Below are 19,085 nucleotides of genomic sequence, written 5' to 3'. Positions count from 1 at the left end.
CGGCCCCGCGGGGTCCTAGCTGTTCCGCCGGATCCACGGGTACCGGGACCAGGCCGGCCGGACGAAGCCGGCCGCGCGGACGTCGAACTCCCCTCCGCGCACTCCGGCGCAGAAGGCCCGCCACTCGCCGGGGGTGAACGACAGGGCCGGGCCCTGCGGGTCCTTGGTGTCCCGGACCTTGATGACGCTGACCACCTCCACCTCGACGCACTCGCCCACGGGCCCGCTGAAGCTGCTCTTCCGCTTGTTCATGTGTTACCTCCGTCGATCGGCCGGGGCGGGCTTTCCGCCCTCGACACGTCCATCAAAGCGACGGATCCTGGGTGTTGATCTTGGTTTTCTCCGGAGGATCTCCGGACCTTTTCCGGGCGTTTCTCCCGGACTCCCGGGAAACCAAGATTTCCATGGCCTGATGCGCTATATCAGTAAATCGATCGCTAGGGCTGTCAATCATCTGACGAATGGCGAAATCTCATGACAAGTTCTACTCGGGTGGACATATCACTCCTGGGACGGGTGTCTCTGCGGGTCGACGAGCGGGACGTCCCCCTCACCCCCAAGGCGCGCGTCGTCGTGTCCGCTCTGGCGATCGACAAGTCGCTGACCACGGGGCAGATGATCGAGTGGATCTCCGCCACCAGCGACCTGGAGGCCGATCCTGAGGCGGTGCACGAGCACGTGCGCAACCTCCGGGCCGCGATCAGGTCTGTGGCTCCCGAGTCGGAGAACCTCATCCCGCGCAACGCCAAGACCACCTACCGCTTCGACGAGCACGCGGCCACGATCCACATCGACGTCGAGAGATTCGAGCAACTCGCCGAGCAGGCACGTCAGGCCCGCCCGCGTGACCTCGCCCTGTTCGTCCGGTTGTCCCGCGAGGCGATGGCGGTGTGGGGTCCGGGCTACCGGGGACTCTACGGTGGCGAACCCCTCGCCGGACTGGTCGGCCCGAAGGTGGACGAACACCAGAAACGGCTCAGAGGTCTGTTCCGCATGGTCCGGCTCGGCTGCCTCGAGGCCGAACTCGAACTCGGGCGTCATCGGGACGTCCTGCCGGAGCTGCAGGCGATGGTCAACGGACCAGACCTCGACCAGACGGTGGTCTACCTTCTGATGCTCGCCCTCCACCGCGACGGCAGATCCGAAGAGGCGCTGACCGAACTGGAACGTGCCCGCGACCGCGTCATGGAGTACGGCGGTGCGGTCGACCGGCGGCTCAAGACGCTGTTCCAGGACATCAAACGCGACAACCCCGTGCTCGACCTGCCGCTCACGACCGCCCCGGTCGCGATCGCCCGACCTCTCCGAGGAGCTCTCATGACCGAGGAACAGCCCACCCCGCCCGTGCAGCCCTTCCCGCACATTGACCATGTCGAGCTCATGCAGACGGGCGCCAACGCCAAGGCCGTCAAGAACAACTTCGAGATCTCCGGTACGGGCGCGACGATCTACTCGGCCGACGAGATGAAGTTCACCGACGGCGCGGCGGACAGCCCGTGACCGACCAGGACGACGAGCAGCCCGTTCCGGCCGCCGGACCGGCCTCCGAGCCCGAGGAGAAGAAGCACGGCTCGGAGAAGCTCAAGTACGAGGACGACGGCCGGTCCGACGAGGGCGACGGGTTCAGCGAGCGGGAACGGGAACAGCACCGGGAGAACCTCAATCGGCTGCACGGCGACCGCGACCACATCGGCACGAATTTCTCGATGCCGGGCCCCGGCGCACGGGTCTACTCCGCGGACAACATCACCTTCTTCGGCGCCGGCCCCGAGGAGCGCCCGCAGACCATCCTGCTCTCCCCTGAGGAGCTCGACCGACTCGTGTACGTCGCGACCTGCGACACCCTGCACGCTCTCGACGCCGCCTTGGTCCCCGGCGCGGTGCTCGGCACCTTCGGTCCATCGGGGACCGGCCGCAGAACCGTCGCCCTGGCCGGGCTGGCCCGATTCGCCCTGCGCCAAGCCGGCGGGGCGAAGGTCGCGCACCTCATGGCCGCCGACAACCCTCGGCGGCTCCGAGCCGACGACCTGACCCCCGGCACGGCCTATCTGCTGGACGCGGGCGCCGCGGAATGGACCAGGACGCACAACGAGGCGGTCTTCCGCCACCTCGTCTGGCTGGCCGAACAGACCAAGGCCGCCATGGTCGTGGTGCTGAACGAGCGTTCCGTGCTCAGCTCCGAACAGCGGGCGCGGTACATCCACGCGCACGTCGCCCCACCGGCCTTCGACGTCTTCGAACGGTGCCTGGCCTACGGTCTCAGAAAGGTGCCGGCGGACCTCGCCCAGGTCGCATACGGCCTGGCCGCCGATCCGCGGGTGCGGGAGGAACTCGCCACCGCCGCCCGCCCGGGCGACGGCGCGGCGTTGGCGCACGCCCTCGTCCGCCGGTTACGTGACGGTGGAGATCCGGCCGAGGTGCTGGACGAAGTCCTGAACCTGCAACCCCAGCGCCTCAGGGAACAGGCGGCCGAACTGCTGGGCGGCACGATGGCCGAGAAGGAGAGCGAGCCCGCCCATCAGCACCGCCGCACGGTCTACCAGCGCAGCTTCCTGCTGTCCCTGGCCGTGCTCGACGGCAGGCCGCAGACCGTGGTCGACGCGGTGGCGGTGCGGTTGGCCGAGAAGATCGGCGTCCCGGAGCCCGAACGGCTGCCCGAAGGCGACCTCTGGTCCGCCTTCGACCAGTCGGCCCCCGACTGGCTGAAGTACGCGCGCGCCGAGATCGTCTACGGCAGCGGACCGTGGGACCGGCTGGTCCGGTTCCGCGACGCCCGGCTGGGCCCCAAGATCCTCGAGTCGGCGTGGCTGGATCACCCCGTCCTCCGCGGCCCCTTCCTGGATCTGCTCGAAGGACTCTGTGAGGACGCCGACTTCGATGTGCGCATGGCCAGCGCGCAGGCGGTCGGCAAGCTCGCCACCTACGACTTCGCCGCCGTGGACGACCGCTTCCTTGGCCCATGGGTGCGGTCGGACCGGGTGCGGACCCACTGGGCGGCGGCCTGGGCACTGGAATCGGCCGCGTTCGAGCCCTTCTTCACCGAGGAGGTCCGGCGCCGGCTGCTGCGCTGGACACGGGAGTCCCTCGGCCGCCGCTCGGTCGCGGTGCGGGCCTTCGGCTCCACGCTTGGCCTGTGGTACATCGACGACGCACTGCTCGGACTGCGCCGGATCGCCGCTTCGTCGAGAGGCAACTGTCCCGGGCCGTCGTCCAGTCGCTGCACGAACTGTTCGTGGCCGGTGCGCATGTCAGGGTCGTGACCGACCTGTCCTCCTGGACGAAGGCGGCCGACGGGCAACTTTCCCGGACGGCGGCCGACGCGCTCGTCGTGCTGGCGCGGGCCCGGGTCAGCGCTGCGGACGAACGCCCCTTGTTGTCGACGATGCTGGCCGACGGGGAACACCGGATTCCCGTGCTCGACCTGTGGCGGAACGCGCTCGCGGATCGCATGACGCGCGGCCCCGCCTGGAAGGCCCTGTTCCGCTGGGTCACCATCGCCGATCACTATCCCGAGTTGGCCGGCGTCGTCGGCCGTCTCGCCGCCGACCTGGGCGAAGACCCCGAGATTCGGCGTGCGCTGCGGTTCCACCTCAACTGGTGGGGGACACGGGGGATCTCCCGCCAGACCATGCTCACCCTGCTTGCCCACCTGGATGGAAGAGACTCCCGATGACCTCCGAACTGACCCGCCGGCCGGGACGATTCCGGTCGTGGTTCCGGCCGACCGAGGAGGTGATCCAGCCCGTGCGCATCCACCGCATCGACCTGCCCTTCACCTTCCACACACCGGCGCAGACCGATGCCATGCCCTTCTTCGTGACGGCCCGCCTTCAATGGACGGCCTTCGGACCGCAACCGGAATCGGCGTTGGAAAAGGAGATCGGCCGGCACCGTGAGCGCTGGCGGAATTTCGTCGACGACACCATCCGGGGGATCGCCCGCACATATCCGCCTCACCACGCCGAAGAGGCGGAGACCGAGGTCAACCGGCGGTTGAACGGTCTGCGGGTGTTCGAGGGCGGCGTGCAGATCGACTGCACCGCGGTCTGCCGCCTGACCCCGGCGCAGCCCATCCTCGACCAGCGGCAGGCCGCCTGGCTGACGCGCATCCGACTGGAGGACGCCGCCGAGCAGATGCGGCGGGACATCGCCTCGATGCGCGAACTTCGGCGACTCTGGCGCGACTTCCTGAACGAGGGCCTGGACGACTGGCTCACCCCCTACGCCGTCCGCCTGGCGGAGGGGGGCGCGGGGATCGCCGAAACCACCGAGCGGCTGCTCGAGGATCGGAGGTCCGAGGCCGAGCGGCTGCTGGACGTGATCAAGAACATCATCGACGCCCAGCAGGCCGCCGACGTCTACGAGTTCACCGTGCGGAGCGAGACCGTGATGCGCAAGACCCTCGAGATGATGGGCCTGCCGGTCCCGGACCCCGTCCCCGGTTCGATCTTCAACGACCCGGCGAAGGACTGAGGGCCGCCATGACGAGCGTCACGCAGGACTGGCTGTGCGGTCGATGCGGTGTCCCCACCCCTCTGGACCGCTGTCCGATATGCCATGCCGTGCTGGTCGGCGAGGTGCGCCCGGCCGTGAGATACGGGATCGCGCCCGCCCTTCCCGTCATCGTGCTCACGATGATCCTTGCGCTGGTGGGCCTGGCCTGGTGGACGTCGTCGTCCACACCGGCCAGGCCGCAGAGCGCGGCGACGCCCGCCATCGGCGCGGTGCCGCCGGTCACCAGCGCGCTGGCCTCGCCGTCGGAGTCTCCGGCGCCGATTCCGCAGCAGGCCGTGGTCGAGCAGACCGAACTCGATCAGTTCACCGCCATCGACTCGTTGCTTTCTGGCAGCCAGGCGGCACGGCAGAATCTCGGCCCCGCGATCGAGGCCGCACGACGATGCGAGTCCGGGGGCCTGGAGACGATCCAGGCGGTGACGGACGCACGCGAGCGTCAACTGGGCGAGGTGGCGACGCTTGAAGTGAATCTGCTGAGGAACGGGCCGGAGCTCAAGGAGGCCCTCACGGAGGCGGTGCGGGCCTCGTACAACGCCGACCGGGCGTATCTCTCTGCCGCGCGCGCCCACCAGCGACGGGGTTGCACGGGCACCATGAACCTCGACCGGGGCGAGTCCTTCTCGCGGTCCGCTACGGCGGCGAAGAGGAGATTCGTCGAACTGTGGAGCCCTCTTGAGGAGGAGCGCCTCAGATTCCCCAGATCGGCCGACGACATCTGATCGTCTAGGGCAGGATCGCGTCCACGTAGCCGCCGTCCACCCGCAGCGCCCCGCCCGTCGTCGCCGAGGCCTGCCGCGACGACAGGTAGGTCACCATGTTGGCGATCTCCTCCGGTTCGATCAGCCGCTGGATCAGCGAGTGCGGACGGTGCCGGCGCATGAACTCGCGCTGGGCCTCGTCCCACGGCAGGTCCCGGCTGACCAGGCTGTACACGAAGTCTTCCACGCCGCCCGTGTGGGTCGGGCCGGCGATGACGCTGTTGACCGTCACCCCGGTCCCCGCCGCCTCCTTGGCGAAGCCGCGGGAGACGGCCAGCAGGGCCGTCTTCGACATGCCGTAGTGGATCATCTCCTCGGGGGTCACCACGGCCGAGTCGCTGGCGATGTACTGGATCCGGCCCCAGCCGCGCTTCTTCATGCCGGGCAGGTAGGCGCGGGTCAGCCGGACCGCCGACAGGACGTTGGCCTCGAAGTAACGGCGCCACTCCCCGTCGGTGATCTCCAGGGCGGGGCGCGACTCGAAGACGCCGAAGTTGTTGACCAGGATGTCCACCTCGGGCAGGGCCTTGAGCACCTCGTCGGCGCCCTCCACCACGTCGCCGACGACCGGGACGCCGCCCACTTCCGCGGCGGCCTTCTCGACCCGCTCGGGGTTGCGGCCGTTCACGCCGACCCTCGCGCCCGCGCGGGCCAGGCCGGTGGCGATGGCCAGGCCGATGCCCTGCGTCGATCCGGTGACCAGCGCGGTCTTGCCCGTGAGATCGATGTTCATGACTCTCCCCTGCGGTGTTTCGGCCGGTGGCTGGTGTCGCAGATGGGGTAGGTCCGGCTGCGCTTGCAGGCGCACAGGGCGACCATGAAGCGGTCGCTGCGGATCACCCGGCCGTCGTCGAGGGTGATCTCCACCGGGCCCTCCACCAGGATCGGGCCGCCGGTGATCATCCTGATCCGGGTCTCATCGGCCATCGGGGGCCTCCCGCAGCGAGGTGCGGCCCGCGTCCCACGCGGCGAGCACGTGCGCGCCGAAGCGGCTCTCCACCAGGTCGGTGGCCTGGAAACCGAAGACGACGTCGCCCGCCAGCTCCGGTTCCCGCCGGAGCAGGTCGCCGACGACGTCGCGGCGCAGCACCTGTTCGTGGACGGCGTCCGCCTCCACGTGCTCGGTGAAGAACACCGTCTCCGCGACCCCCAGGCGGTCGAGCGCGCGTGCCATCCGGGCCGCGCTCGGCGAGGTGGTGATCTCGGCCGACGCGAAGTGGCCCACCAGGGCGCCCCGGAGCGAACGGTGCAGGCCGAACAGGGACATCATGTTGACCACGGCCAGCATCGGCGCCGGGACGTCGTCGAGCCGGGCCAGGTAGGAGTCGTCGAGGCCGAGGGCGCGCATCAAATCGCAGAACAGCTTGGAGTGCATGCGGGCGTACCGGCCGCCGCCGAACTCGTCGAACTCGACGGCGACCAGTGAGGCCTTGGCCTGGCCGGTCAGGCGGGGGATCGCGAAGGCGTGCGGGTCGGCCTCCTTGTGGTGGTAGATCGACCGGTGGACGACGTACTCGCGCAGGTGCCAGAGCTCGCCCTTGTCCTCCAGGAAGTGGGAGACGCCCCCGGGGGAGTCGATCATGGCCGCGTCGACGGCGGCCTCGACGTCGGCGCCGCCCTCGACGCCGTCGCGCAGCGCCGTCAGGAAGACCCGTTCGAGGTCGCGGCGCAGGCCCAGCAGGCCGGGGTCCCACTCCCAGGCGGGGTCCACGCCGTCGAAGCCCTGGTAGTGGAGTTCGTAGCAGACGTACAGGGACAACTGGAGGTCCTCCCCGAACGGGTCGGGGGCTCCGGCGGGCGGCAGGGGCCCGCCGGACAACGCGGAGATGATCCCCTCGGAGATCGGCCCTCGGGGCCGGGGCAGGTGTCCCATTCGATCCCCATACCCGGCTTGCGAGCCATAACCGCATATGGGGTGTGCGCCGCCGGAAGTGACGAGGCTAACAGCGTGGTCGTTGTAGGAAATCTTCATCCTCTTATACCTTCTTGGAAGGTATTTCCAGGGGGATGCGCTGTGACAGCTTTGATCATCGGAGTCGACGGCGGGGGCACCAGCACCCGATGTGTGGTCGTCGGCCAGGACGGCCGGGTCGCCGGGCGCGGCCTGGCCGCGGGCGCGAACGTGGTCTCGGCCGCCGATCCGGCCGCCAGCCTGCTGGCCGCGCTCCGCGAGGCCATGCGGGGGCTCGACCCCGCGCGGGTCGTCGCCGGCGTGTTCGGCCTGGCGGGCTCGGGTTCCGGGCGGGCCGGGAAGCTCGCGGCGGAGGCCTGGCGGGCGGCCGGGCTCCCCGGGCGCCCGTTCGTCGTGGCCGACGTGCTCGTGGCCTTCGCCGGGGCGACGGCCGAGCCCGACGGCGCCGTCCTGCTCTCGGGCACCGGTTCGGTCGCGGCCCGCATCGCGGGGTGGGACGTGGTCCGGGTCGCCGACGGCCACGGCTGGCTGGTCGGCGACGAGGGCTCCGGCGTCTGGATCGGCCGCGAGGCCGTGACGGCCGCCCTGAAGTCGCTCGACGGCCGCGGCGTGCGCACCGACCTGGTCGACCGGCTCGACCTCGGCCGCTCGCCCGACGAGATCGTCTCCCGCGTGTACGCCCAGGTCGCCGACCAGGGCCCCGCCTCCCTCGGCCGGTTCGCGCCGATCGTCGACGAGGCCGCCCGCTACGGCGACGAGGCGGCCATCGCGATCCTCGTCGACGCCGCCCGCCGGCTCACCGCCACGGCCCGCGCGCTCGGGCCCGGCCCCGGCCCGATGGTCCTCGCCGGGTCGCTGCTCACCCGGCCGACCGAGCTCGCCCGGCTGGTCAGGGCCGAACTCGGCGACGTCGCGACCATCCCGGCCCGCGACAACGCCGCCGGGGCCGCCGCGCTGGCGCTGCGGGTGGCCTTCCCGTCGGCCGACGCGCACCGCCGGGTGATCGGGGACGCGCATGCGGCTTGAGCGGATGGCGATGAGCGTGCTCCAGCCGGGGTTCGACGGCACCGCGCCGCCCGACTGGCTGCGGCGGGCGCTCGGCGACGGCCTCGGCGGGGTCGTGCTGTTCGCCCGCAACCTCTCCGACCAGGTGCGGACCGCCGACCTGGTGGCCGACATCCGGGCCGAGAGCCCCGACGTCGTCGTGGCGGTGGACGAGGAGGGCGGGTCGGTCACCCGGCTGGAGGCGCGGGACGGCAGCTCGTGGCCGGGCAACCGGGCCCTCGGCGTCGCCGACGACCTCCACGTCACCGAACACGTCGCCCGCCGGATCGGGCGGCTCCTCGGCACGACCGGGATCAGCCTCGACTACGCCCCCGTCGCCGACGTGAACGCCAATCCCGACAACCCCGTCATCGGCGTGCGCTCGTTCGGCGCCGACCCGGAGCTGGTCGCCCGGCACACCGCCGCCTGGGTCGGCGGCCTCCAGGGCTCGGGCGTGGCGGCCTGCGCCAAGCACTTCCCCGGCCACGGCGACACGATCGCCGACTCCCATGTGGAGCTCCCGACCGTCCACGTGTCCGCCGACATCCTGGCCGAACGCGACCTGCGCCCCTTCCGGGCCGCGATCGACGCCGGGGTGCGGGCGATCATGGTCGGGCACCTGCTCGTGCCCGCCCTCGACGACGTGCCCGCGACGCTGAGCCGCGCCGTCATGACCGGGCTGCTCCGCGAGACGCTGGGCTTCCGGGGGCTCGCGGTGACCGACGCGATCGAGATGCGGGCGGTCGCCGCCCACTGGCCGCCGGAGGAGATCGCCGTGCGCGCCCTGTCCGTCGGGGCCGACGCGGTCTGCGCGGGCATCTCCTCCGCCGACGGTTCGTCCGTGTACGCCCTCCGCGACGCCATCGTGGCCGCCGTCCGGCTGGGACGGCTCCCGGAGGAACGCCTGGCCGAGGCCTCCCAGCGGGTGCGCGACCTCGTCGGCTGGCACGCGGGCCAGGCCGCCGCCAGGGCCGCCGCCGCGGCCGAGCCCGACGACGATCTGGGCCTCACCGCCGCCTTCGCCGCCCTCCACGTGGTGGGCGAACCCCGCCTCGACCGGGCCCCTCTGGTCGTGGAGGTCACCGCCCGCCCCCACCAGGCCGCCGACAGCGGCACCCCGCCCGGCGTCGCCCGCGCGCTGGCCGAACTCCTCCCCGGCACCCAGGCGGTCTCCGTCACCGTCGGCGACCCCCTCCCCGACCTCGGCGCCGACCGCCCCCTCGTGGTCGTCGTCCAGGACGCCGCCCGGCACGGCTGGATAAGGGAGGTGCTGGGCCGGGCCCTGGAGACCCGGCCCGACGCGATCGTCGTCGAGACCGGCCTGCCCGGCCCCCCGGCCGGGGCCGGCTACGTCGCCACCCACGGCAACTCCCGCGCCTCCGCCAGGGCCGCCGCGCGCCGGCTGGCCCGCCGACCCCCCGAGAAGGAGAGCCCCCCATGAGCGGACCGACAGCCGCGAACCTGGTGGCGAGCGTGCGGGCGGTGCTGCCCTCGCTCACCCCGTCGGTGCGGTCGATCGCCCGGCTGATCCTCGACGATCCCGCGATGGTCGCCAGAAGCACGATCACCGAGCTCAGCGCCGCCTCCGGCGCCAGCCAGGCCACGATCGTGCGGACCGCCCGCGCGCTGGGCTTCTCGGGCTACTCCGAGCTGCGCCTGGCGCTCGCGGCGGCCTCGGCGCAGAGCCAGTCGCAGCGGGCGGCCGACCGGCTGGTGCCGGGCGACCTGGCCCCCTCCGACCCGCTCGCCGACCTGATCGCGAAGGTCACCCGCGCCGAGTCGGACGCCATCGCCGACACCGCCGCCCAGCTCGCCCCCGAACGGCTCGGCGAGGTCGTGGACGTCATCGTCGAGGCCAGGAGGGTCAGCATGCTCGGCGTGGGGGCCTCCGGGCTGGTCGCGGCCGACATGGCGCAGAAGCTGATGCGCATCGGCCGGGCCGGGCACCCGTTCACCGACGTCCACCTCGCCCTGACGGCCGCCGCGCTGGCCACGCCCGGCGACGTCTGGGTGGCGGTGAGCTGCACCGGCGAGACGGCCGACGTCGTCGAGCCGGTCAGGGCCGCCCGCGACGCGGGCGCGACCGTCGTGGCGATCACCAACAACCCGCGCTCCACGCTGGCGGGGCTGGCGGGTCATGTCCTGGTCTCGGCGGGCCGCGAGACCGAGTTCCGGCCGGGCGCGCTCGCCTCCCGGATCAGCCAGCTCCTCATCGTCGACTGCATCTTCGTGGGCGTCGCCCAGCGCACCTTCACCGCCGCCGACGCCGCCCTTCGGGTCACCAAGGACGCTCTCGATCGTTACGCCGAAAAGCGTCATCGCAGCTAGATGGCTGTTGGTAAAAATTAACTCCACATCCGTCGCCACGGGTGAAAAAAATTGACCTCTCCGGAAGCCGCCCGTATCGTCCAGATAAACCGGCAACCAGGAGCAGTTCATGAGACGACTCGCGGCGATCGCAGCCGTGGCGGTGATCGCTACCGCCACGGGCACCGCGTGCAGCGGCGTGGGGGGGTCCGGTGACGCGGGCGTCTACACCACGATCGACGGAGCCAAGCAGATCGACGCCACCGCGCCGATCAACCCGTTCAACCCGCAGGGCAACACGTTCCTCGGCTACGACGCCATGTCGCTGGCCTGGCCCAAGAACGACCCGGTCGACCCCAACCAGTTCTACCCGGGGATCGCCCGGAGCTGGACCACCACGCCCGACCAGAGCGAGGTCGTGGTGCACCTCCAGCCCAACGCCAAGTGGTCCGACGGCAAGCCCGTGACCAGCCAGGACGTGAAGACCTCGATCGGCCTGGCCTACACCCAGGGCGGCACCGCCTACGCGGTCGACCCGAAGGCCGCCGGAGCGGCGGCCGACGTGGTGGTCGTCGACCCCCACACGGTGAAGGTCACCCAGGGCGCCAACAAGAGCAACACGTTCCTGCGCAACGTCCTGTCGACCGTGGTCGTCCCGGCCCACGTGTTCGGCTCGCTGCTGCCGGCCGACTTCTGGACCCAGCTCAAGCTGGCCCGGGGGAGCGGCCCCGCCGCCGAGAAGGCCAAGGCCTCGATCACCGGGCTGGCGCAGAAGGTCATCTCCTTCGCCCCGGCCAAGGACGTCTCGGCCGGGCCGTTCGTGCTGGAGCGGGTGAACCCGGGCGAGGCGCTGCTGGTCAAGAACAAGCACTTCTGGGCCAGTGACAAGATCGCCCCCAACCGGGTGAAGGTGCTGAACTACACCGGCAACCAGCAGATCTGGAACTACCTGATCGCCGGGCGCCTCGACAGCGCGCCCTTCACGGCGGTGCCGAGCGGCGTGCTGAACCGCATCCGGCAGACCGACGGCAACGAGGTCGTCAAGGGCTTCTCGCCGGTCGCCGTGTCGATGGCGTTCAACCAGACGAAGGCGCCGTACGACAACGTGCACGTCCGCAAGGCGCTGGCCTACCTGATCGACCGCTCGCAGGTCACCAAGGTCGCCTCGCCCGAGGGCGGCACCCCGTCGCAGACCACGACCGGCATCCACGCCGAGGCGGCCAAGTCGTGGCTGGGCGACTCGATCAACGGCCTCGACCAGTACAAGCCCGACCCCGCCAAGGCGGAGCAGGAGCTGAAGGCCGCCGGAATGAAGTTCCAGAACGGCAGGTGGACCATGCCCGACGGGTCGCCCTGGGTCGTGGAGCTGCACGTGCCGGCCTCGTTCTCCGACTGGGTCGCGGCGGCCAAGGCGATCACCAGCCAGCTCAACGACCACGGGATCCAGGCGTCGGTGCTGACCTCGGCCGACTACACGCTCTACCTCGACGAGCTGGCGGCCGGGAAGTATGACATCGGCCTGTGGCTGATGGCGCTCGGGCCCGCGCCGTACAACATCTACCAGCGCATCTACGGCGCGGCCAACGGCTGGCAGCTGCTCGCCGGGAACCTCACCCGCGTGCCCCCCGGCAAGGAGGGCAACTGGATGGGCGGCCCCGAGACCCTCGACGGGGTCAACCCGGGCGCGCTCACCAACGAGCTCAACGCCGCCACGCCCGCGCAGCAGAAGCAGATCGTCGGCACCCTGGCCCGGCTGACCAACCAGAACCTGCCGGTGATCCAGCTGTACGACTACGTCAACACCCAGTTCGTCAACGACACCCGCTTCACCGGGTGGCCGCCCAACGACAGCGACGTGCTTCGCCTGCCGGCCGGCGTGTGGATGCAGCTCGGCCTGATCAAGGAACAGGGGACCCGATGAAAACCGTCGTCCGGCGGCTCTCCGGCCACCTGCTTCGCGGCCTGGCCATGATCTGGGTGGTCACCACGCTCAGCTTCGTGATCATCCGCAACATCCCGGGTGACCCCGTCAGGGGCCAGTACGAGAAGCTCATCGAACAGGGCATGTCACCCGACCAGGCGGAACGTTCCACCGCGGCCCTCTACGGCTTCCTGCCGACCGGGAGCCTGTGGGACCAGTACACCGACTATCTGAACGGCCTGCTCCACGGCAACCTCGGCCAGTCGCTCAGCACCCCCGGCACGGGGGTGGCGACGCTGATCGGGTCGGCCGCGAAGTGGACGATCCTGCCGGTGCTCGGCGGCACGCTGCTGAGCTTCCTGCTGGGCGTGACCCTGGGCGTCTACGCGGCGATCAAGCGGTCGGGCAAGCTGGGCGACGCCCTGGCGATCTCCGGCTCGCTGCTGCACGGCATCCCGCAGTACGTCATCGGCCTGCTGGTCGTGGCCGTCTTCTCCACGTTGTGGCCGATCCTGCCCGCCGGCGGCCCGGTCGACATCGACTTCGCCCCGGGCTTCAACGGGCCCTACATCGCCTCGCTGATCCAGCACGCCACCCTTCCGGTGCTGACCTACGCGCTGGCCAGCTACGGCGGGTGGATCCTGGCGATGAAGTCGAGTGTGGCGACCGTGCTCGGCGACGACTTCATCATGGCCGCCGAACTGCGCGGCATGAGCCGGGGCATCCTGTTCCGCTACATCGCCCGCAACGCGATCCTGCCGCTGTTCACGATCCTGGCCCTGTCGCTGGGCCTGCTCTTCGGCGGCGCGATCTTCATCGAGTCGATCTTCAACTACCCGGGTCTGGGCCTGCTGCTGGTCAACAGCATCGGCGCCCGCGACTACGCCCTGATGGGCGGCACGTTCCTGGTGCTCACCGTCGCCATCGTCGTCGCCAACATCGCGGCCGACCTCCTGTACGCCGTCATCGACCCCCGAGTCCGCAAGGGAGCCGAGGCATGACCGTCACGTCCCCGGTGGCGCCCGCGCCCATCTCGCTGCGCCGCAACTTCTGGCGCGGCGTCGGGCGGGTGCTGCGGCGCAAGCCGAGCCGCATGGTCGGCGTCGCCATCGTCGTCCTGTTCGTGTTCATGGGCGTGTTCGGCCCGCTGCTCTACCCGAACCCGCTGCCGCGCGACGACAACGCGCTCTACGCCTCGCCGAGCTGGGCCCACCCGTTCGGCACCGACTTCGAGGGCACCGACGTGCTCGCCCTGGTCGTCACCGGCACCCGTTACGTGCTGCTCGCGGGCCTGGCCACGGCCGTGATCACGGTCGCCCTGGGCACCCTCATCGGCCTGCTGGCCGGGTTCCACCGAGGACGCTGGGACACCGTCCTGATGCGGCTCACCGACCTCCAGCTCACCATCCCCGGCCTGCCGCTGCTGCTGGTGCTCTCGACGGTCTGGAAGTTCACCAGCCCGATCGAGATGGGCGTGGTGCTCGGCCTGCTCGGCTGGGGCGGCATCGCCCGCGCGGTCCGGTCACAGTCGCTCTCGCTGCGGGAGCGCGGCTTCATCGAGGCGGCCAAGGGCCTGGGGCTGCCGACCCGCCACATCGTGGTGCGCGAGTTGCTGCCCTCGATGGCGCCGTACATCGCGATGAACATGCTGATCGCGGTCACCGGCGCGATCTACGCGCAGGTGGGCCTGTTCTTCCTGGGCGTGCTGCCCTTCGACGCCAACAACTGGGGCGTGATGCTCAACCTGTCGGTCTTCGGCGGCGGCGCGTTGTCGAGCACGGCCGCGCTGCCCTACCTGCTGGCGCCGCTGCTGGCGATCCTGCTGCTGACGCTCGGCATCGTGCTGGTCGTCGACGCGATGGACGAGATCTTCAACCCACGTCTGCGTGAGGAGTAGGCCGATATGACCAGGACTTCCGCGCCCGGCGTGCGCGTCAAGGACCTCACCGTCGTCTACAAGACCCCCGCCGGGGAACTGCCCGCGCTCGGGGGCGTGTCCCTGTCGCTGGCGCCCGGCACCATCACCGGCATCGTCGGCGAATCGGGCTCGGGCAAGTCGACCCTGGCGCTCTCGCTGCTCAACGCGGTGCAGCCGCCCGGCCGCATCAAGGAGGGCGTCGTCGAGATCGACGGCCTCGGCGACGTCGTCAAGCTGACCGGCGAGGAGCTGCGGCGGGCCCGCGGCCGCCAGGTCGGATACGTCTTCCAGGCCGCCCAGAACTCCCTCAACCCGTTGAAGACCGTGGGCAAGCAGCTGCTCGACCTGGGCCGCTCCCACGACTTCGACGACCTGCCCGCCCTGCTGAAGGACGCGCGGGCGCTGCTCGGCCGGATGGGGCTCGACGGCGGCCGGGTGCTCGACTCCTACCAGCACGAGTTGTCCGGCGGGATGCGGCAGCGGGTCGGCATCATGTTCGCGCTGGTCCTCAACGCCCATCTGGTGGTCCTGGACGAGCCCACGACCGCCCTCGACATGATCACTCAGGCGGCGATCCTGAAGATCGTCCGGGACGTCCACCACGAGCGCGGCCTGACCACGCTGATCATCACCCACGACATGGGGGTCGCCGCCGAGGTCACCGACAGCCTCGCGGTCATGTACGGCGGCCGCGTCGTCGAACACGGCCCGACCACCGAGGTGCTGGGGTCGCCCCGGCATCCGTACACGAAGGGCCTGATCCGGGCGATCCCCCGGCTCTCGGGCGACATCGACGAGGCGCGGGCGCTGCCCGGACGGCCTCCCACTCTGGGCACCATCCCCAAGCAGGGGTGCGTGTTCCGGGAGCGCTGCCCGCTGCGCATCGCCGTCTGCGACACCGTCGACCCCGAGCCGATCACCCGTGACGCCCGCACCGTGGCCTGTCACGCGGTCGGGCGGCTCGCCACCCCGGTCGTCCCGAAGGAGTATGTGTGATCACCGCGAGCGGCATCACCAAGACGTACAAGCAGCGCGGGAACCTGCTCGGCGCCCGCGCGGTGCCCGCCCTGCGCGGGGTCGACTTCGCCATCGAGAGGGGCGGCGCGGTCACCTTCATCGGCGAGTCGGGCTGCGGGAAGACCACCCTCGGCCGGATCGTCGCCGGGCTGGAGACCTACGACGGCGGTGACATCGTCATCGACGGCACCCCGATGTCGTCGCTGAAGCCCCGGCACCGCGAGCCGTTCTTCCGCCGGATCCAGCTCATCCACCAGGACCCCTATTCGGCGCTCAACCCGACCCGGACCATCCACCAGACCCTCGCCGCGCCGCTGGCCCTGCGCGCCAGGCAGACCGGCCGCGACAAGGCGTGGATGGAGGAGCGGGCCCGCGAGCTGCTGGCCCTGGTCGGCATCGACCCCGGCTACGTGCTGCCCCGCTACCCGCACCAGCTCTCGGGCGGCATGCGCCAGCGGGTCGTGATCGCGCGGGCCCTCACGGTCGACCCCGAGGTGCTGGTCGCCGACGAGTCGGTCTCGATGATCGACGTGTCGCTGCGGCTCGGCGTGCTGGCCCTGCTGAAGGACCTGCGGGAACGGCTGAACGTGAGCGTCCTGTTCATCACCCACGACATCGCCACCGCCCGCTACATCGGCGGCGACGGCGAGCTCTACGTGATCTACCGGGGCCAGGTGGTGGAGAGCGGCCCGACCGAGAGCGTGATCTCGGGCCCGATCCACCCCTACACGCAGTCGCTGCTGTCGGCCATCCCCGTCCTGCACGGCGTGGAACGGCCCGGCCCCGAGCGGGTCGTGCCGACCGAGGCCCTCAACGAGGCCCACCCCGACACCGGCTGCCTGTTCGCCCGCCGCTGCCCGTTCCGCACCGACCGGTGCGAGGCCGCAGCCCCCGCGCTGGTCTCCGACGGCGACCAGCGGCACGCCTGCTACCACCCGCAGCGGCGCGACGTGATCCCCGTGGAAGCGGTCGCGTGAAACTCCGAGACGCCCTGACCTGGGACGCGGACGCCGCCGAGGCGCTCGTGGACCGCCTGGTCACGCCGCCGGACGGCCGCATATGGACGTCCTTCGCCAAGCAGGACGGCGTCGTGTTCGCCTCGATGTCCCACGGGGGAGATATCGGGCATGTCGACCTGCTGGCCGTCGATCCGGCCGCCCGGCGGCGCGGCACCGGGCGTGCCCTGGTGCTCGCGGCCGAGGAGTGGGCCCGATCCCACGGGGCCAGGGAGATGCGGTTCGCGGGCAACCCGCCCTGCTACGCCTGGCCCGGCATCGACGTCCGCTACACGCCGGCGTTGTGCCTGGCCGACAGCCTCGGGTACGAACGTTACCGGGCCGCCTGCAACATGACGGTCGACCTCCACGGCGACTTCTCCGTGGCCCCGGGCGACTTCACGATCTCCGACGACCGGACGGGGGTCGCCGAGTTCGTCCGGGAGAACTGGAACGAGTCCTGGGCCTGGGAGGCCGTGGAGGCCGAAGGCTGCTACCACGCCGAGGTCGACGGCGAGATCGTCGGGTTCGCCGCCTGGGGGGCGCGTCCCGCCTGGTTCGGCCCGATGGGCACCACCCCGTCGGCGCGCGGCCTCGGCGTCGGGACGGCGCTGCTGCGGCGTTGCCTGGCCGACATGGCCGCCGCCGGGCTGCCGGCCGCGGAGATCGCCTGGGTCGGGCCCATCGGTTTCTACGCCAAGGCCGTCGGCGCCCGCGTCGAGCGGGTCTTCTGGCTCTATCGCAAGGAGTTCTCATGACACAGTCACTCGGCGGTCTGGTCACCGAACAGAGCGACCCCCGGCACCGCCGCATCGACGAGCTCCCCACCGAGGAGATCGCCCGCCGCATGAACGCGGCCGACGCGACCGTGCCCGGCGCGGTGGCCCGGGTGATCCCGCAGATCTCCGCCGCCATCGACGCGATAGCGGCGCGCATGTCCCGCGGCGGACGGCTGATCTACGTCGGCGCCGGCACCTCCGGCCGCCTGGCCGTACTGGACGCCTCGGAGTGCCCGCCCACCTTCGGCACCTCGCCCGACCAGGTGTGCGGCATCATCGCCGGAGGCGAGAAGGCACTGGTCAGGTCGGTGGAGGGCGCCGAGGACGACGCCGAGGCGGGCGCGCGCGCGGTCGCCGGCGTGGGCCCGCTCGACTCCGTCGTGGGCATCTCGGCCAGCGGCCGGGCCCCCTACGTGGTGGGCGCGGTGACCGAGGCGGCCCGGCGTGGCGCGCTGACCGTGGGGCTGTCGTGCAACACCGGCGGACCCCTGTCGGCCGCGGCCGACCACGCCATCGAGGTCGTCGTCGGCCCCGAGGTGATCACCGGCTCGACCCGCCTCAAGGCCGGGACGGCGCAGAAGCTCGTGCTCAACATGATGTCGACCATCACGATGGTCCGGAGCGGCCGGACGTACGGCAACCACATGGTTGAGATGTCGCCGACCAACTCCAAGCTCGCCGACCGCGCCGCCCGCATCGTCAGCGACATCACCGGCACCGGCCTCCACGAGGCCCGCACCGTGCTGGAGGCCGCCGGTCTGGAGCTCAAGACGGCGGTCGTCATGATCGAACGCGCCGTCCCGGCCGACCGGGCCCGCGCCATCCTCGCCGACTCGGGCAACCGCCTGGACGCCGCCCTCCACCATGCTTGACCGCCTCCTGGCCTCGGCCGTCCCCGAGGTGGCGTCGGCGGCGGTGGCCGTGGTGGCGGTCGACGGCGAGCCGGTGGCCGTCGCGGCCGAGGGGGAGCTGGTCCGGTACGCCGACACGGCGCGGACCCTGGCCTCCGAACGGCCTCCCGTGGCGGCCGACAGCGTCTTCGACCTGGCGTCGCTGACGAAGTTGTTCACGACCGTGGTGGCGATGTCGCTGGTCGAGACGGGGTCGCTGGCCCTGGACGAGCCGGTGGCGACGTGGTTGCCGTCGTACTACGGCGACCGGCCACTGGTCACCCTCCGGCACCTGCTGACGCACACGGCGGGGCTGCCGCCGGGGCGGCGGCCCGACGGGGTGGCGCCGGAGGCACGCTGGGATTTCGTGCTCTCGGCGGGGGTGACCGGGCCTCCCGGGGTGTCCCACGTCTACTCCGACGTGGGAATGATCACGTTGGGGCGGGTCTGCGAGATCGCCTCCGGCACGTCGCTCGACGATCTGGTCCGGCGGGTCGTCGCGGGGCCGCTGGGGCTTTCCGACACCGGGTACCGCCCGCAGGCGTCGTCGCTGGCGAGGATCGCCGCGACCGAGTACAAACCGGAACGCGGCGGGGTCGTGCGGGGTGAGGTCCACGACGAGACCGCCCACGCGCTCGGGGGAGTGGCCGGGCACGCCGGCCTGTTCTCGACGGCGGCCGACCTCGTGCGGTTCGCCGAGATCCTGCGGACCGGCGGCGCCGGGGTCCTGTCGGCCGAGTCGGTCGCCGAGATGACCCGCGATCACCGGGTGGCGGGGGTGCCGTTCCGGCAGGCGCTGGGCTTCCGGATCGGGGATCCGGCGATCGCCGGGCCGCTCGCCGACGCCCACGGGCATTCGGGGTTCACCGGGACGTCGCTCGTCGTGGACGTCGAACGCGGGCTGACCGTGGTCGTGCTGACCAACAACGTGCATCCGCTGCGCGGACGGGCCGGGATCAGGGACCTCCGCAACGGCGTGGCCGCGTTCGGCCGTTCGCTGCTCTGACGACGAGTTCAGCGGACGGTGGT

The 19,085-nt window shown here is 71.4% G+C and carries 20 protein-coding genes; 16 read left to right on the top strand and 4 right to left on the bottom strand.

Annotated elements, in window-relative coordinates:
* Positions 1 to 15: 15 nt before the first annotated feature.
* Positions 16 to 252 (bottom strand): DUF397 domain-containing protein, encoded by a 237-nt coding sequence (locus QSK34_RS09375; protein WP_285582252.1) that lies wholly within the window; start codon positions 250 to 252, stop codon positions 16 to 18.
* A gap of 240 nt (positions 253 to 492) precedes the next feature.
* On the opposite strand from QSK34_RS09375, the gene QSK34_RS09370 reads away from it, so the two are divergent.
* Genes QSK34_RS09370 through QSK34_RS09350 form a run of 5 tightly spaced genes read left to right on the top strand, consistent with a single transcriptional unit; the run spans position 493 to position 5,234 of the window.
* The gene (locus QSK34_RS09370; protein WP_285582249.1) at positions 493 to 1,500 is read left to right on the top strand and encodes an AfsR/SARP family transcriptional regulator; all 1,008 of its coding nucleotides are present in this window, start codon (positions 493 to 495) and stop codon (positions 1,498 to 1,500) included.
* The gene (locus QSK34_RS09365) at positions 1,497 to 3,260 is read left to right on the top strand and encodes a hypothetical protein (protein ID WP_285582247.1); all 1,764 of its coding nucleotides are present in this window, start codon (positions 1,497 to 1,499) and stop codon (positions 3,258 to 3,260) included. The genes QSK34_RS09370 and QSK34_RS09365 overlap by 4 nt, the downstream gene beginning before the upstream one ends.
* The gene (locus tag QSK34_RS09360) at positions 3,233 to 3,673 is read left to right on the top strand and encodes a hypothetical protein (protein ID WP_285582245.1); all 441 of its coding nucleotides are present in this window, start codon (positions 3,233 to 3,235) and stop codon (positions 3,671 to 3,673) included. The genes QSK34_RS09365 and QSK34_RS09360 overlap by 28 nt, the downstream gene beginning before the upstream one ends.
* Positions 3,670 to 4,473, top strand: coding sequence for a hypothetical protein (locus tag QSK34_RS09355; protein WP_285582243.1), 804 nt, complete (start codon positions 3,670 to 3,672; stop codon positions 4,471 to 4,473). The genes QSK34_RS09360 and QSK34_RS09355 overlap by 4 nt, the downstream gene beginning before the upstream one ends.
* Positions 4,474 to 4,481: 8 nt before the next feature.
* Complete coding sequence (locus QSK34_RS09350) at positions 4,482 to 5,234, top strand: hypothetical protein (RefSeq protein WP_285582241.1); 753 nt, start codon at positions 4,482 to 4,484, stop codon at positions 5,232 to 5,234.
* 4 nt (positions 5,235 to 5,238) lie between these two features.
* Here the strand turns inward: QSK34_RS09350 and QSK34_RS09345 are convergent, their stop codons facing one another.
* Genes QSK34_RS09345 through QSK34_RS09335 form a run of 3 tightly spaced genes read right to left on the bottom strand, consistent with a single transcriptional unit; the run spans position 5,239 to position 7,146 of the window.
* Complete coding sequence (locus tag QSK34_RS09345) at positions 5,239 to 6,006, bottom strand: SDR family NAD(P)-dependent oxidoreductase (protein WP_285582239.1); 768 nt, start codon at positions 6,004 to 6,006, stop codon at positions 5,239 to 5,241.
* Complete coding sequence (locus QSK34_RS09340) at positions 6,003 to 6,200, bottom strand: CDGSH iron-sulfur domain-containing protein (RefSeq protein ID WP_161484087.1); 198 nt, start codon at positions 6,198 to 6,200, stop codon at positions 6,003 to 6,005. The genes QSK34_RS09345 and QSK34_RS09340 overlap by 4 nt, the downstream gene beginning before the upstream one ends.
* Entirely contained in the window at positions 6,190 to 7,146 is a 957-nt protein-coding gene (locus QSK34_RS09335) for an iron-containing redox enzyme family protein (protein WP_285582236.1), read from the bottom strand. Before QSK34_RS09335 ends, QSK34_RS09340 begins: the two co-directional genes overlap by 11 nt.
* Before the next feature lie 141 nt (positions 7,147 to 7,287).
* On the opposite strand from QSK34_RS09335, the gene QSK34_RS09330 reads away from it, so the two are divergent.
* The 11 genes from QSK34_RS09330 (at position 7,288) to QSK34_RS09280 (ending at position 19,062) form a co-directional block, all read left to right on the top strand.
* Complete coding sequence (locus tag QSK34_RS09330) at positions 7,288 to 8,211, top strand: N-acetylglucosamine kinase (protein ID WP_285582233.1); 924 nt, start codon at positions 7,288 to 7,290, stop codon at positions 8,209 to 8,211.
* Positions 8,201 to 9,670 carry a glycoside hydrolase family 3 N-terminal domain-containing protein gene (locus QSK34_RS09325; RefSeq protein ID WP_285582230.1) on the top strand — a complete coding sequence of 490 codons (1,470 nt, stop codon included), beginning with the start codon at positions 8,201 to 8,203 and terminating at the stop codon, positions 9,668 to 9,670. The genes QSK34_RS09330 and QSK34_RS09325 overlap by 11 nt, the downstream gene beginning before the upstream one ends.
* Complete coding sequence (locus QSK34_RS09320) at positions 9,667 to 10,557, top strand: MurR/RpiR family transcriptional regulator (RefSeq protein ID WP_285582228.1); 891 nt, start codon at positions 9,667 to 9,669, stop codon at positions 10,555 to 10,557. Before QSK34_RS09325 ends, QSK34_RS09320 begins: the two co-directional genes overlap by 4 nt.
* A gap of 109 nt (positions 10,558 to 10,666) precedes the next feature.
* Positions 10,667 to 12,457 carry an ABC transporter substrate-binding protein gene (locus QSK34_RS09315; RefSeq protein WP_285582226.1) on the top strand — a complete coding sequence of 597 codons (1,791 nt, stop codon included), beginning with the start codon at positions 10,667 to 10,669 and terminating at the stop codon, positions 12,455 to 12,457.
* Positions 12,454 to 13,458 carry an ABC transporter permease gene (locus tag QSK34_RS09310; RefSeq protein WP_030453919.1) on the top strand — a complete coding sequence of 335 codons (1,005 nt, stop codon included), beginning with the start codon at positions 12,454 to 12,456 and terminating at the stop codon, positions 13,456 to 13,458. Before QSK34_RS09315 ends, QSK34_RS09310 begins: the two co-directional genes overlap by 4 nt.
* Positions 13,455 to 14,354 (top strand): ABC transporter permease, encoded by a 900-nt coding sequence (locus tag QSK34_RS09305; protein WP_030453918.1) that lies wholly within the window; start codon positions 13,455 to 13,457, stop codon positions 14,352 to 14,354. Before QSK34_RS09310 ends, QSK34_RS09305 begins: the two co-directional genes overlap by 4 nt.
* 6 nt (positions 14,355 to 14,360) lie before the next feature.
* Positions 14,361 to 15,371, top strand: coding sequence for an ABC transporter ATP-binding protein (locus QSK34_RS09300; RefSeq protein WP_161484092.1), 1,011 nt, complete (start codon positions 14,361 to 14,363; stop codon positions 15,369 to 15,371).
* Positions 15,368 to 16,369, top strand: a complete 1,002-nt coding sequence (locus QSK34_RS09295) for an ABC transporter ATP-binding protein (protein WP_285582218.1) — start codon at positions 15,368 to 15,370, stop codon at positions 16,367 to 16,369. Before QSK34_RS09300 ends, QSK34_RS09295 begins: the two co-directional genes overlap by 4 nt.
* Positions 16,366 to 17,145 (top strand): GNAT family N-acetyltransferase, encoded by a 780-nt coding sequence (locus tag QSK34_RS09290; protein WP_285582216.1) that lies wholly within the window; start codon positions 16,366 to 16,368, stop codon positions 17,143 to 17,145. The genes QSK34_RS09295 and QSK34_RS09290 overlap by 4 nt, the downstream gene beginning before the upstream one ends.
* On the top strand, positions 17,142 to 18,038 hold the full coding sequence (murQ, locus tag QSK34_RS09285) for an N-acetylmuramic acid 6-phosphate etherase (RefSeq protein WP_161484094.1): 897 nt from the start codon (positions 17,142 to 17,144) through the stop codon (positions 18,036 to 18,038). The genes QSK34_RS09290 and murQ overlap by 4 nt, the downstream gene beginning before the upstream one ends.
* Positions 18,031 to 19,062 (top strand): serine hydrolase domain-containing protein, encoded by a 1,032-nt coding sequence (locus QSK34_RS09280; RefSeq protein WP_285582210.1) that lies wholly within the window; start codon positions 18,031 to 18,033, stop codon positions 19,060 to 19,062. Before murQ ends, QSK34_RS09280 begins: the two co-directional genes overlap by 8 nt.
* The last annotated feature ends 23 nt before the right edge of the window (positions 19,063 to 19,085 follow it).

The organism is Herbidospora sp. NBRC 101105 (assembly GCF_030269205.1).
Lineage (GTDB): Bacteria > Actinomycetota > Actinomycetes > Streptosporangiales > Streptosporangiaceae > Herbidospora > Herbidospora solisilvae.
Note: the sequence above shows the minus strand (reverse complement) of the source record. Positions and strands in the feature narration are given on the sequence as shown.

What these genes read in the sequence shown, in the direction of transcription:
- QSK34_RS09355 (WP_285582243.1), top strand. Translation starts at nt 3,670, where the DNA reads ATGACCTCCGAACTGACCCGCCGGCCGGGACGATTCCGGTCGTGGTTC.
- QSK34_RS09305 (WP_030453918.1), top strand. Translation starts at nt 13,455, where the DNA reads ATGACCGTCACGTCCCCGGTGGCGCCCGCGCCCATCTCGCTGCGCCGC.
- QSK34_RS09375 (WP_285582252.1), bottom strand. Translation starts at nt 252, where the DNA reads ATGAACAAGCGGAAGAGCAGCTTCAGCGGGCCCGTGGGCGAGTGCGTC.
- QSK34_RS09300 (WP_161484092.1), top strand. Translation starts at nt 14,361, where the DNA reads ATGACCAGGACTTCCGCGCCCGGCGTGCGCGTCAAGGACCTCACCGTC.
- murQ (WP_161484094.1), top strand. Translation starts at nt 17,142, where the DNA reads ATGACACAGTCACTCGGCGGTCTGGTCACCGAACAGAGCGACCCCCGG.
- QSK34_RS09310 (WP_030453919.1), top strand. Translation starts at nt 12,454, where the DNA reads ATGAAAACCGTCGTCCGGCGGCTCTCCGGCCACCTGCTTCGCGGCCTG.
- QSK34_RS09315 (WP_285582226.1), top strand. Translation starts at nt 10,667, where the DNA reads ATGAGACGACTCGCGGCGATCGCAGCCGTGGCGGTGATCGCTACCGCC.
- QSK34_RS09350 (WP_285582241.1), top strand. Translation starts at nt 4,482, where the DNA reads ATGACGAGCGTCACGCAGGACTGGCTGTGCGGTCGATGCGGTGTCCCC.
- QSK34_RS09325 (WP_285582230.1), top strand. Translation starts at nt 8,201, where the DNA reads ATGCGGCTTGAGCGGATGGCGATGAGCGTGCTCCAGCCGGGGTTCGAC.
- QSK34_RS09320 (WP_285582228.1), top strand. Translation starts at nt 9,667, where the DNA reads ATGAGCGGACCGACAGCCGCGAACCTGGTGGCGAGCGTGCGGGCGGTG.
- QSK34_RS09335 (WP_285582236.1), bottom strand. Translation starts at nt 7,146, where the DNA reads ATGGGACACCTGCCCCGGCCCCGAGGGCCGATCTCCGAGGGGATCATC.
- QSK34_RS09340 (WP_161484087.1), bottom strand. Translation starts at nt 6,200, where the DNA reads ATGGCCGATGAGACCCGGATCAGGATGATCACCGGCGGCCCGATCCTG.
- QSK34_RS09345 (WP_285582239.1), bottom strand. Translation starts at nt 6,006, where the DNA reads ATGAACATCGATCTCACGGGCAAGACCGCGCTGGTCACCGGATCGACG.
- QSK34_RS09280 (WP_285582210.1), top strand. Translation starts at nt 18,031, where the DNA reads ATGCTTGACCGCCTCCTGGCCTCGGCCGTCCCCGAGGTGGCGTCGGCG.